The sequence below is a fragment of the Paenibacillus sp. WLX2291 genome (assembly GCF_046603665.1).
Lineage (GTDB): Bacteria > Bacillota > Bacilli > Paenibacillales > Paenibacillaceae > Saccharibacillus.
In genome coordinates, this window is sequence record NZ_CP176755.1 from 3036128 (window position 1) to 3048515 (window position 12388).

Genomic DNA, 12388 nt, shown 5'->3' on the forward strand with positions numbered 1-12388 from the left:
ACAAAAAGCCCGTCACTCCCCCTGAAAAGGAAAATGACGGGCTTACTTTATCGTGATATACTTGGATCTAGTACAGCAGAATAGGCTAAAGGGCGGTCGGCTAATCTCCCGGAAGGGAGGTGATGCCAATGGAAGTCTATCAAGCGTTGACCCTGATGATATCATTTGCAACATTAGTTGTATTGATACTTTCATTCAACAAAAAGAAATAGACCGCCCTCTTGAAGGGTAGCGGTCTATTCATCGTAGATCACCCTAAAGCCTACCGCCTTTTCAAGCGGCTGTTGTGCCGGAGAGTCGTGTTAGTAGCACGGCTCTTCTTCTATCTTTATTATACTGATTAACAATGAGTGAATCAACACCAAACCGATTGCTAATTCAAGTTAAATTAGCACGATGGCAAACCACAAGCCTGCTGCAATCATTGGAGCAAGTGGGAACTGATGGCGAAGTGTCTGTCTCCGTACAAGCCTTATTCCTACGTAAACCATACATAACAACCCCATAGTAAAAATTGTGCTGAGTACGATCGGCAATCCACCCACCAATCCGATAATTCCCAGCAGCTTAATATCTCCTGCACCAATTACTGATGGAAGGATCATAAAAATAAGAAGTAATATAAGCGCCGGAATCAGCCCATACAGGTACATCCACTCCATTGTGACCAATCGCCATAGTAATAGGATACCCATCATCGGATGCGTCCACTGGTTCGATATAACTTGATAGCGGATATCCGTATACGCAAAATAAAGGCATAGCAATGCTAGTGTCTCCAGCAGTATATGATTAAGTAAATCCATTATTTGCTATACACTCGCAAATCTTGCGTATCATCGTACATGCTGCCGAAAATAGTCACTTTTTTACTTGTGCAGGCAATCAATCCATGCTTACCTACTGCATCGGTTGTGATCTTGACTGTGTAGTCCCCATCTCGCGTATTTTCATCAATGTACCACTTGCGATCAGTATATCGTTCCCCAGTCACTGGTGAAACAGTAGTATGTTTTGGAAATATCCATGTTGCTTGATCTTTATCTCCAGCAATTTGCTCCATGTCTACTGTGTCCACTTTCTTACCTTTTGTGTTATAAATGACGGCTACCACTTTCGTCGGTCCATGGTAGATTCCGCCGATTTTTTTCGCAGTGCCTTCATATCCATGGGGCACTTTGGTTTCCCAGTTGGTATCATACGTTGTCGTTACATTCAGTTCAAAACCGTAACCAGCTCGAGTCACTGCATTGGGATTCTTTCCGTTTTTCTTCGCCCACGGAATGATTTCCCAGCTTCCTCGCGATTCATTGTCACTAGCTTTTGGATTGTTCGGGTCAGTGATAATCCCCTGTTTTGTATTTACCTCCGCCGACATTTGTAATGACTCATTGTATGTCACTCTCTTATACTCCCACACTGGTCGACGTTTACCCTTACTATTTTTTTTGTAACCGGTAATGGTGGGATAAGTGACACTCCAGCTTTTCGATACATTGGAACCACCACATGTACCCGTTGATCCGTCTTTTCCAACAACCAAACAAGTACCCACAGCAACATTGTTGGAGTAATCTATATCATCGGTTTCCTCTTTCGGATCAACATCAACCTCCAAATTGTGGTTGCCCTCTCCCTCGCCTTTCCAAGAAAAAGGTCCGACTGTCGTAACATCATTGGCAGGCAAGGTTTTATTCACTTCATATACGGTCTTTCCATTGTCCGAAAAACGGATCAACACGCTGCCTTGTGTCGTCGGTCCGACATTTTTAACTTTGGCAGTCACCTGAGCACTGTCGCCATCGATCAATGCATCAGGATTCACCGTTACTGACTGTGCAATCAGATCGGTAACATCGCGTGTCCATTCATGGGTAATGGTATTGTTGTTGTACGCCACTGCCGGGTACTCCAAAGCTCGGTCTTCATGATTCGGGTTGTTTATCGTGACCATGGCTTTTATTTTGTATCGCCCAGCTTCTTCAGCCAGATTGACCTTACCCGCATAGAACGAATATGTTTGACCATTCGTCGTCTTTTTGCTGCTTTCGGTGTACATACCTTGCAGTGTTTGACTGTCTCCATTTGGACCAGTGATTGTGACTTTGGCAATCATCGGTATCCCGCGCTCATTCACATAATCCGATGTTGTGAAATCATCACCAACATATTTAAATTTGACCCAAAGCTGGTTGCTGTCGGTCAGACTCAGGGACGTTGGAATAAAATCGAGATTGGACACTGCTGGCAGCTTCACGGATTGGATTGCTGTACGACCATATCCATCCTCCAGCACAACATCGACCTCATCGCCGAATTCTTCTCGGAGTCCAGCAAAGTCAGTGACCTTGATGCTGTCCGATTCCATTTCTTTCGTTGCAGCGATCAGCTTCCCATCCGTCAGCGAAACGACACGCTTCAGATCCGGGAAGGCTCCCTTCGCTGTTGCTACCAATCGTAGCTTGCGATCTGAGAACCCGTATGCTGAATAATTGATCGTAAAGCTTTGTGCCGATTGGATCACTTTTAGTTCTGGCCATTTCGATGCAGCGTAGATGGCTTGTCGCTCATCTTCGCTCACTTTTTTAGTTTGGTCGAATTTATAGCCCATCCTCTGAATAATACCGGCGGTACGCAATAATGGTATTTCTTTTTCCAACATGTAGAAAATCTTATTACCGGTTTTAAAATTTTCGTCATTAGCATTATCTGCAAAAGTACTTCTAAAGTATTTTATCTGAGCTGGTGAAACTTTAGTTTTGTCTCCTTTGGTAAAAGCATCAAATAATTCACCTAACGCGGAAGAATCTTTGTAAACCAAACCAAAACCATTCTCTTTATCAAAATTTGTATCGCCGATAGCTTTTTTTACATTAAAAACATCATAGTTATTGATTGTAGTAGAAGACCCATCAGAGTAGTTGATAATGCCAGTCCATCGAGCAAACTCCCACGGTCTTGTAAGTGTCGAGTTTTCATCTAGTGCGGGAAATGTTCCAGTTAATCGCTCACCAGAACTCCCATATTCAACATCTTTGAACTTACTGAGCATTGGAGTGTCTGCTGCATACGCCTGAAAAGGCAAAGTTAACAAACAGGTCACTGCAAGACCGAAGAACCATTTCAATTTCATTTGACACCTCCATTTGAGCAACAAAAAAAAGCCCATAATATGCGCTCTTTTTTGTGGAATTTATTAAAGTGATTTTGCAAGTTTAGTTACTTCTTCAACTGTCCCATACGATTCTTTCAATTTAGAATCTTCAACGGATACAATTGCTTTGTTTGCATTAGTGAAACCCCATCTGGTTCCATCCAAAGAAATTGTATAATATTCAGCTTGTTTTGGAGCGCCAGGAACGATCTTTGAACTATCGATATATGTGAAGTATAAAAGTCCTTCACCTTTACCAACATTGTATGAATATTGTTTCCCTGTCACCAAATCAGTTTTAGCAAAATTAGCTGCTCGATAATATGCTGTTGCACCTTCAGGAACGGTGAACGTTACCTTGCCATTGGCTTCTACCAGGTTATTTACGAACAACTTTTTGCCCATCGTCGTAAAATTCTGATCAAACTTGAAATTGCCTTCCGTTGTGGTTGGCGTTTCTGGGACCGGTGTAGTCGTTGATCCTGTCGTGATCGCTACCAGGTTACGTGCTTGCTGCCAATCAACTGTTGCACCCATTGCTTCAGATACAAAGCGTAGCGGCACCATGGTACGTCCCTTGACGACCTTAGCTGGGACATCAAGCGTGACCACTTTGCCACCGGCAGTTACTTTGCTGCTGTTGATCTTGAGCGTAATGGTCTTGCTATCTTGCTGGATTATCACCGTTTTAGTCGCGCTGTTGTATCCTACTTTACCACCAAGCGACTGAGCTACGAAACGCGTCGGGATCAGCACTCGGTTGGCATCCATCAATGGCTTTTGATCTGGGAACTGTACGGTTGATTGGTTTACCGTCACCTTAATATTCGCTTCTGATGCAGCATAGCTCGTTGTTTGCAGCCCTACCACCGTACTAAATAGCGTAGTAACGGCTACGATTGACAATTTTTTCGTTAACATCGTATTCACCTCGTTCTTCTAGTTTACTTCACTTACACAAAAATCCAGCTATTCCTTAATTGTAGTATACCTGATCTGTCTAACTTGCTCATTCCAAATTTCGTTAGATAGCATCTGCCTCCTTATCCTTTATAAAATGCGAAAAGCCGGTAATCGTATGAGATTCATACAATCACCGGCTATAGGGAAAAATACATATAAAATAGCAATAAAAAAGCCTTTTATCGGCTTATTAGATAACCAAAAGTAATAGGCGCTTTTTAGGCTAACTCCATTATAACCCTAATTGCAAGCTCTAGCAAGAACTTTTGTTCGTATTTTAAAAAATAAAAATCATTCTAGATGATCTTTAATTTAATATCATATATTCTATAACTAGGGATATTGAACTTACATTTTTTAACCAATAAAATCCTTAATTGCTATTAACCTTATATTTGGATTATTATTTTACTAATTCTACTAATATAATATCATTACAATATAAATTAAATATAACATTAAATATCATCAAAGAAAGGATGTTTTATTTTGAAATTGAAAAATATATATATTAACGCCATTGGAGGTATACAAGAATTAGAAATTAATTTCAACCCTTACATGAATATAATTTGTGGTCCTAATGGCATCGGAAAAACAACTATATTAGAATGTATCGCACAAACATTTACATATAATTCTCATTCTTTTGTTAGAAAAAAAGCTGATCGTCCTTATGGAATGTGGGTATTAACTAATGACAATAACCAGAGTTTTGAAGTGCGAAAAAATAACTTTCATCCAGAAGATATGATGGCACCACAATTCACTCAACAACCTCCATCACCCTCTAACATTATTTTTATAAAGACAAATCGCTATTTTGATTATGTACCTCTTACAAGTATTTCTAAAGACAATGCAGATTTAGATAGACAATACAAAGATGCAAATTTATTAATTTCAGGTTTACAAATTTCTGATGCTAAGAACTGGTTTATACATCGTCATCTTTGGTCGGCCCATGATAATTCACTCACACAAGAACAAAAACATAATTTCGAAGTTGCCAAAACAATTTTTGGGAAGTTAGATGACTCATTTTCTTTTTCAAAAGTTAAAGCTTCATCTTATGATATCCTTTTAAGACAAACAGATGGATCAGAGATATATTTTGAATATTTATCTTCAGGATACAAATCTGTAGTTTTTATACTCTTAGGACTAATAAAAGAATTAGAATTAAGATTTGATAATCCTGGAATTAAAGTTGATGCTTTTTCTGGGATAGTATTAATTGATGAATTAGATTTACATTTACATCCTAAATGGCAGTCTCAAATACTAAAAGTATTACGAGAAATATTTCCCAATGTGCAATTTATTGCTTCTACGCATAGTGCTCATATAATCCAATCCGCAAATTCTGATGAAATTATTCCATTAGTAAGGGATGAAAACGGTAATGTCAATAAACGCGAATTAGCCTCTAATCGATTTGGTTACAAAGGTTGGACTGTAGAAGAAGTATTAAAAGATGTAATGGGTCTTGAAGATACTCGTTCAATAGAATTTAATGAAGCTTTGAATACGTTCGAGTATGCTATTGACCAAGAAAATTTAATTATAGCTAAAGAAAATTATGCAATTTTACAGGAAATGCTCCATCCTACTAACCATATAAGAAAGCTGTTGAAATTGCAGCTAGCAACTTTAGGAGAACGTATAGATGATTAAAATAGCTAAAACTTCTCAACCAGTTGAATTAACAAAATCAATAATTAAATCATTAACAAAACAATTCAAAAGTACAAAAAAAGCAGTATGGAAAAAGCAATTTATTGAGGATGCTCTCTTAGAAAGCTCGCACTCAAAATGCTCCTATTGTGAATGTAAATTAAATACTGAATCCAAGTATATGGAAGTTGAACATTTCAGAGATAAGTTTCACCATCCTAATCTAGTAGTAGTTTGGGATAATTTGCTTCCCAGTTGCAAACGGTGTAATGGTTTAAAGTCATCTCATAATGTACGGAAATACCCCATTATAAATCCAACTAAAATGGACCCACGTGATCATTTAGCTATGAACTCGTATAGATTTTTCTCAAAAACAATAATTGGCCAAACAACCATAGATCTTTTACTTTTGAACGATACTAAAAAAGTAGTAATGGCTCGTTTTGAAATTGCTGAGCAAGTTATGACTAGTGTGGATGAGATACTAGAAAAGTGTGACCGATATCTTGAAACTAGATCAATAATAATGAGAAATAAAATTGTACAAGGAACGAAAAATATACTTTACGAAGGATCGCCACACGCTGAATATTCTGCATCAGTTTCTACTGCGTTACTACAAAATACAAATTTATATAAAATTATAGATTTTTTAAAACAAGAGAAATTATGGGACTCTGAATTACAAAAACTGTTAGATGCGCTTAGAGAAACAGCTTTCTATGAAGAACCCGTTAGATAATATTATACCAATCCTATCAGCCTTTCTTGCTGTATAGACTAATAGGATTGGATTATCAACCATATTACTCTACCTAATTATTTTTTGGTTTAGTTGGAGTCAGATACACTTTGCCACTCTCCTGATATTTTACAATTAAATTGCGCTGCTCCTCATTAACACGTAGCACTGCGACACTCGGTACTATTACACTCGCATCTGCACCTACACTATCAATAATGCCACCTTGAGAATCAAGTACCTTTTGAACTTCAATGCCTGATAATACTGGATCGCTACGTACAGTTCCTTGATTATCATGCCCTACATAAGCAACTACATCTACTTTCGTACCAGCACGCACTTCACCGCCTGCACTGGTCGGCAAGTCCACTTTAACACCAACCTGATATTCACCCTGACGTAAAGCCACGCTACTTCCTTTTTGTGATTGGCTCGCTGTAGTCAAATGATTCTGCCGAATCATACTCCCTTCGACAAATCCAACAGCAGAAGCAAAGTTTTGTCCTGTGTCTAGTTGAGATGCATCTGTTACCGCATCGGACGGAATATCACTTTTTACTCGTTGTTGGATCTCCGTATTGCTCTCATTCAATTCTTGGAAAGGCAAAATATCCATTTTCGCTACCAGTACCGGTACAGTCAAACGTTGATCGGCAAGCTTGGATTGTAGATAGTTCAAACTCAGTAAAAATACAGCTACTGCCAAAATTAATAAGAAGATGAGTTTCATTGCAGGCGACCATCGACGCTGGAATAATTGTTTCAAACTCATTCGTTTCTCCTTTAGTTATATTTGGTTTCTACAGGAATCCGCCGAACCACTGAGACATCTTCACTCCAACCAGGTATAAGCATCTTTACCTTTGTTGAAAATTGACACGTCACGATTGTGCTTCCAGACGAATTCGTCGTTATGTCTGTAATCAGTTGACTGTCCTTCATCCGACTACTTTCTAACATTTCATTGAATTTCATTTGCGAACGAAATGAAGCCCGGATTGTGCTTCGTAGCACATCCGGGTCCATCATTGCTCTCCCTCCATGACTTGTATCCACTGCCGCTAACGCATGAATGACAGCGATATTCATCGCCATTTCAAGGCGGTCACCGCCCCGGTGATGAACCGTTGTGAGAATCACGATACTTCCCAGCACCGGCACAACAATCGCAAATAACAAGATTGCCGTCCATATTTTAAGCCAGCCCATCATTGCTTCAGTCGCCTCCTCGTAGCAGTACACGAGCAGTACCGGGTATCGTCTCATCAATCTTTACCGTTTCATCCGCGACTCCCAGCAGCTTATACGCCCATAAGGGATAAGTTGACGTGTAATGGATCGATAAGGGATCATAGCGTTGGACTAATCTCGGTGTCGCCGTGAACGTAACTTTGTTGGGATCGTGTCCCATCGTTCGAATCATATCTCGAAATCGTTGTTCGCTTTCAGCATCTGCTCCATTTTGCACTGTCATCACGCCCATTTCTTCTTTGGCCGCATAATTCAAATCGCCCTGATACAGAGATGCCATAAGGAAATTGACAACGAATGCGACCATCACGACCGCAAAGTAGCCAAAGAAAAAGAGACCAATAATATCGGCTGCATTACCACGTTCTTGCCGAAAAAAGAAGCGGAAGCGGCGTCGAATGTATGCGACCATACCTTTTCCCTTCTTTCAGTTATGAAATTTGGTCCATCCAACCTTTCGCTTTCGTAAATCCAGCTGTAATCAGCTCTTTGGCTTGTGGAACGAACATGACGATGAGTACCAGACCAACAATAATGATGGCAACTGTCTCAATCGAACTAAGACCTTTTTGCGTTCTAGCAAACAAGTGCATACGTCCAGTTACACCTATACTCACAGCAGTAGCCTTTTGCTGCATATGATCCAGTAAAGTATTCATTGTTTGTTTTATAGATTTCACCAGAGACGTTACGTTAGTTTTAAAAGATTTCAGCATCAGAAAAACTCCTTTGTCCTGTATGGACTATTTTTTAAAATCCATTGACCAATACCAAAATTTTGCTTGCCATTAATATCATGAAAATGATACAGATCAGAGCAGCTATACCAAAAAACAGATTCAATAATGCAGGTTTGGAACGATTCTTTTCTTGTAAGCGTGCCCGGCGTAAGGATCGCATATCCATTTGAATCGACCGCAACGCACTCTCGGATGCTTCAAACCCAGAGTCACGTACCATCATGATGACAGAAACTAGATTGTAGACAACAGGATGTCGGATACGATCGGCAAATTGCTGTAGCGCTTCATATTCGCCATAAGCAGAGTTGGTGATCAACTCTTTTAGATGACGAGCCAGTGCCGGTTTACACCGCTCACTTACTTCCAACCAGATGCCCTGAAAGCTTTTTCCTGTTTCCAGAGCAATTTCCATCCGATCAAATAGTAGTGGCAGATCACCAAGAATCAAGTTTTCATTCTTTTTCGATAGCGTATCAATATTACGGATGCCGACCCAAATCATAAGGAATAGAGCCAACACTGCGATCAGATACATTAATGGTAGATGCCGCACTTGTGCAGCAATCACACAGGTCATGCTAACCAAAAGCGACAATAAAAAAACGCGTGTGAGATACGACTCCAGCGTTTTGTTCTCACCCAGATCCTCATATTTTCTTCGTAATTCTTCCGGTATGACATGATCCAGCAACTGATAGATCATCCGCTGCAATCGTGACTGGGGTTGATGCCGGACACGCTGAAGGGCTTGAAAAGCACGTAGCGTGTCTTTCTGACGCGAAAATCCCGGCAACAGCAAAAAAGCCAACAGAAAAACCATGGTGGCTGCGGATAGAGAGATGAGGATACTCATGTTTCGATGTTCACCTCCTTTCGTGACATCATCATATGAAATTAAGCATCGCGCATGTCAAAGCGTGTAAGTCGGTTTAAGTATAGAATGGCAAACAGTGTATTTACGCATAAGGCAGCAAGTAGAGCTTGACCGAAGAAGGTATTCATACTCAGCGTCATCGCAACGGTATCCGCCATATTCATTTCCATCCAGCGGAATAGAAAGGGCAGCGTCCACAGCATCAGATGTAGCGTAATCATATTCCAGCGTTTTCGTTGATTGACGAGTTCCACTTCTTGAATATCTAAAATATCGAGTGAAATATCATCTACGGTTTTAGCTATACTGCGTACCATCCGAAAACTATATCCTTCGCTGCGTCCAAGCAATAGTTTCTCACACAAATCTTCGATCCGCCGAAAGGTCAGTTGCTGCTTGAGGTACTGCAAAGCTCGTGCCGGTTCTCCCCGATCAATAGAGATGATCTGTAGCATTTCCAAGAAAATAGGTTTGGTTGCTCCATTCATGAGCGGTACTGTAATATCCAGTGCATACTCCAAACTTCCACCTTCTTGCAGCTTCGATGTCAGAAGTCGTAAATTAGGAACACAGCTCATCAAGACACGTCGTTTGCGACGATACATCACATCTTCCATGACCAGTGTAGGAATTACCCAACCAGCGATTACGCCTACGAGTATGAGTAATACATGATGCGTGAGCAACACCAGGAGCGCTCCTATAGCAAATCCGCAAATCCCCATAGCGACATAGTGAAACACTGACCATTCGAGTCCCAGCTCCGAACCCTTACGCGTAGTAGAGAGAATCCCAAGCTGAACGTGCCAAAACCGCTTTTTTTCACCAAAAGAAGTGCGTTTAGGCAATACAAACGAAATGCCCCATATTACCAGCAGCGTAACGATCATGGAAACAATCACGGTCATCGTTCTACCTCCTGATACGAAATATCTTCTGTCTCAAATCGGCACCAACGCTGAATTTCGTCCTCCGAAAATTGATCCTGATTGTAAATCTTGTCCCGCATCCGATTGGTTTTCAAATGCCCGACTTGAATATGACGTTTGGAGTTCCGATCAAATCGGAAAATCACATTCATGACTGGCTTTTCTACGCCTTCATATCGAACCAGCTCACCAATCCCCATAATCGGGCGACGACCATCTCGCTGCCGCTGTAAAAACAGAAACAAGTCTAGCGATTGACTGATTTGAGCGGCGGCAGCTTGCGTATTGCCGCATAGCTGCAAGATACGGGTAGCGCCTTCCTCCATGCCATTTCCGTGCGTAGTGGTCCAAACCACATGTCCAGTATTCGCTGCTTTCAGCATTTCACTGGCACCATCTTCATCCCGACTTTCTCCGATCAAAAAGCCCCATGGATTCAAACGTAGCGACGTTCGAATCAATCGACTCGGTGGATAACTTTTTGCTGGATCTTCAACAATCTTGGTGAGCAACGAGATCAGATTGGGATAATCCAAATACTGTTCTTTACTACTGAGCATTGCTTCCGGCGAATCCTCAATACTGATCACGCGTGTTAAACGATCCAAGTATAGTAAAAAGCGAATAATTGCCGTTGTTTTACCAGCATTGGTTCCACCGACCGATACAATGCTTGAGCCAGCTCGGACAGCAAATGACAAAAATGCCAGCATGTCGGGCGATGCGGTGCCGCTGGCGATATATTCTTCGTCCGACAATACACGTGGTGGGAATTTCCGGATGGAAACAATGGGGGAACCCATACTCAGTCCACTGCGGCGTTCCCGGTCTGCTACGGCACATACCCGCGTCCCGTGATAAACCGTATCAATGACCGGCTCATTACTGGTCAGTTGCTTGCCCATCACATTGAGCATTCGGTTGATGATCCGATACAAATGGTCAATATCTTCAAATGCAACATCCGTCACTTGCATGACCTGTCCACTTTTTTCAATGACAATCTGTTTTGGTCCATTGATTTCGATATTGACTACACTCGGATCATCCAGTAATGGTTGCAGTATACCCAGCTCTGTGATTTCTTTTTGCACAAACTGTGTCACGTCTTCCAGTGCGCCCGGTAAGCTACCGGCTGGAGACATACGTAGCAGATCCGAAATATAAAATCGAACTCGCTGCCGCGCCTCTGCATCCATCAAAGAAGCCACAAAATCATCCAGATGCTGTTCTTGCAATTGCTGCCGGATGCGCTCTGCAACCGCGACCCAATCTTTCGTTTGCCTCACCGTGGAACGTACTGGCTGCATGACCACTTGCCTTCCATCAGGGGCAGTCAAGAAATCAATCGGATGAATATATCCAATGGGATACTGATCCGATACCGCAGCCTGCAATGAAGACGATAAATGGCGGGATAGCGGAATGTCCTTTATCTTATTCCATAGCACTTTAGGAGATACGATTAATGGCTCTTTGAGTGTATGAGCGATGGAGCGATTCGTCGTATAAAAAAAGAACTGCTGTGCAGGAAATTGATACTCCTCGATCAGCCGTTCCATGGTTAAGCGATTATACGTCCAATCTCCAATATCTCCGATCATGAACACACAGGCATCTGCTTGCTGTAACGAAAAAAACGTAGTCGCCATATCCAGTTTCCCTTGCGTTACTAGTAGAATCACATCGTAATCATCGCGCGCTTCGTTCACTACCCAGCTGGGCAAGTCCATCAACGTTTTCGCGTGCTGCACCTGCTTCATCAATGACTGATCTAGTAGTACATGCGGATTCAGTAATACATAATCGGTTTGACCTTGCCGAGAGAGGTAATCAGACAGTGGTTTTAACTGTTTTCGATCCATATCCAGCACCAGTTGATCCATGCTTTGACTGGATGACAGTTGTCGCAGCTGTTTATCATTCCAAATCGGTATTGCTAGTCTTGGTAAGCTTAGACAAGGCATCTCCACAACTAGCGTTTTCATTGTAGTGGGGAGGGATTGGACAAATGCCATGACACCCAAGCTAGTATCATTCAAATTGAAA

The 12388-nt window shown here is 41.4% G+C and carries 13 protein-coding genes; 3 read left to right on the forward strand and 10 right to left on the reverse strand.

Features of this window, described 5'->3' with window-relative positions; all coding sequences use genetic code 11:
* The first annotated feature begins 128 nt into the window (after positions 1-128).
* Entirely contained in the window at positions 129-212 is an 84-nt protein-coding gene (locus ACDE64_RS12985) for a putative holin-like toxin (protein WP_411350291.1), read from the forward strand.
* 171 nt (positions 213-383) lie between these two features.
* Here the strand turns inward: ACDE64_RS12985 and ACDE64_RS12990 are convergent, their stop codons facing one another.
* The 3 genes from ACDE64_RS12990 to ACDE64_RS13000 form a co-directional block, all read right to left on the reverse strand.
* Entirely contained in the window at positions 384-806 is a 423-nt protein-coding gene (locus ACDE64_RS12990; protein ID WP_411347068.1) for a prepilin peptidase, read from the reverse strand.
* Positions 806-3133 (reverse strand): CARDB domain-containing protein, encoded by a 2328-nt coding sequence (locus ACDE64_RS12995; RefSeq protein WP_411347069.1) that lies wholly within the window; start codon positions 3131-3133, stop codon positions 806-808. Before ACDE64_RS12995 ends, ACDE64_RS12990 begins: the two co-directional genes overlap by 1 nt.
* A 63-nt stretch (positions 3134-3196) precedes the next feature.
* Positions 3197-4075: a copper amine oxidase N-terminal domain-containing protein gene (locus ACDE64_RS13000; protein WP_411347070.1), complete on the reverse strand. Its 879-nt coding sequence runs from the start codon at positions 4073-4075 to the stop codon at positions 3197-3199.
* Between the two features lie 531 nt (positions 4076-4606).
* Here ACDE64_RS13000 and ACDE64_RS13005 point away from each other — a divergent pair.
* Both ACDE64_RS13005 and ACDE64_RS13010 read left to right on the forward strand, forming a co-directional pair.
* Positions 4607-5794 carry an AAA family ATPase gene (locus tag ACDE64_RS13005; protein WP_411347071.1) on the forward strand — a complete coding sequence of 396 codons (1188 nt, stop codon included), beginning with the start codon at positions 4607-4609 and terminating at the stop codon, positions 5792-5794.
* Complete coding sequence (locus tag ACDE64_RS13010; protein ID WP_411347072.1) at positions 5787-6539, forward strand: hypothetical protein; 753 nt, start codon at positions 5787-5789, stop codon at positions 6537-6539. Before ACDE64_RS13005 ends, ACDE64_RS13010 begins: the two co-directional genes overlap by 8 nt.
* A 73-nt stretch (positions 6540-6612) precedes the next feature.
* On the opposite strand, the gene ACDE64_RS13015 is transcribed toward ACDE64_RS13010, so the two are convergent.
* From ACDE64_RS13015 to ACDE64_RS13045, 7 genes are read right to left on the reverse strand one after another with little or no spacing between them, the layout of a single operon-like run.
* Positions 6613-7314, reverse strand: coding sequence for a Flp pilus assembly protein CpaB (locus ACDE64_RS13015; RefSeq protein WP_411347073.1), 702 nt, complete (start codon positions 7312-7314; stop codon positions 6613-6615).
* 11 nt (positions 7315-7325) lie between these two features.
* Positions 7326-7754 (reverse strand): hypothetical protein, encoded by a 429-nt coding sequence (locus ACDE64_RS13020; protein WP_411347074.1) that lies wholly within the window; start codon positions 7752-7754, stop codon positions 7326-7328.
* Positions 7755-7758: 4 nt separating this feature from the next.
* The gene (locus ACDE64_RS13025; RefSeq protein WP_411347075.1) at positions 7759-8205 is read right to left on the reverse strand and encodes a hypothetical protein; all 447 of its coding nucleotides are present in this window, start codon (positions 8203-8205) and stop codon (positions 7759-7761) included.
* Positions 8206-8224: 19 nt separating this feature from the next.
* Entirely contained in the window at positions 8225-8509 is a 285-nt protein-coding gene (locus tag ACDE64_RS13030) for a hypothetical protein (RefSeq protein WP_411347076.1), read from the reverse strand.
* A gap of 34 nt (positions 8510-8543) precedes the next feature.
* Complete coding sequence (locus ACDE64_RS13035; protein ID WP_411347077.1) at positions 8544-9389, reverse strand: hypothetical protein; 846 nt, start codon at positions 9387-9389, stop codon at positions 8544-8546.
* Between the two features lie 41 nt (positions 9390-9430).
* Positions 9431-10318, reverse strand: a complete 888-nt coding sequence (locus ACDE64_RS13040) for a hypothetical protein (RefSeq protein ID WP_411347078.1) — start codon at positions 10316-10318, stop codon at positions 9431-9433.
* Positions 10315-12357 (reverse strand): ATPase, T2SS/T4P/T4SS family, encoded by a 2043-nt coding sequence (locus ACDE64_RS13045; protein ID WP_411347079.1) that lies wholly within the window; start codon positions 12355-12357, stop codon positions 10315-10317. The genes ACDE64_RS13040 and ACDE64_RS13045 overlap by 4 nt, the downstream gene beginning before the upstream one ends.
* Positions 12358-12388: the final 31 nt, after the last annotated feature.

Bases quoted from the DNA above. Each gene is read 5' to 3' on its own strand.
- ACDE64_RS13030 (WP_411347076.1), bottom strand. From the start codon at position 8,509: ATGCTGAAATCTTTTAAAACTAACGTAACGTCTCTGGTGAAATCTATA.
- ACDE64_RS13015 (WP_411347073.1), bottom strand. From the start codon at position 7,314: ATGAGTTTGAAACAATTATTCCAGCGTCGATGGTCGCCTGCAATGAAA.
- ACDE64_RS13035 (WP_411347077.1), bottom strand. From the start codon at position 9,389: ATGAGTATCCTCATCTCTCTATCCGCAGCCACCATGGTTTTTCTGTTG.
- ACDE64_RS13045 (WP_411347079.1), bottom strand. From the start codon at position 12,357: ATGGCATTTGTCCAATCCCTCCCCACTACAATGAAAACGCTAGTTGTG.
- ACDE64_RS13040 (WP_411347078.1), bottom strand. From the start codon at position 10,318: ATGACCGTGATTGTTTCCATGATCGTTACGCTGCTGGTAATATGGGGC.
- ACDE64_RS12990 (WP_411347068.1), bottom strand. From the start codon at position 806: ATGGATTTACTTAATCATATACTGCTGGAGACACTAGCATTGCTATGC.
- ACDE64_RS13000 (WP_411347070.1), bottom strand. From the start codon at position 4,075: ATGTTAACGAAAAAATTGTCAATCGTAGCCGTTACTACGCTATTTAGT.
- ACDE64_RS12985 (WP_411350291.1), top strand. From the start codon at position 129: ATGGAAGTCTATCAAGCGTTGACCCTGATGATATCATTTGCAACATTA.
- ACDE64_RS13010 (WP_411347072.1), top strand. From the start codon at position 5,787: ATGATTAAAATAGCTAAAACTTCTCAACCAGTTGAATTAACAAAATCA.
- ACDE64_RS12995 (WP_411347069.1), bottom strand. From the start codon at position 3,133: ATGAAATTGAAATGGTTCTTCGGTCTTGCAGTGACCTGTTTGTTAACT.
- ACDE64_RS13025 (WP_411347075.1), bottom strand. From the start codon at position 8,205: ATGGTCGCATACATTCGACGCCGCTTCCGCTTCTTTTTTCGGCAAGAA.
- ACDE64_RS13020 (WP_411347074.1), bottom strand. From the start codon at position 7,754: ATGATGGGCTGGCTTAAAATATGGACGGCAATCTTGTTATTTGCGATT.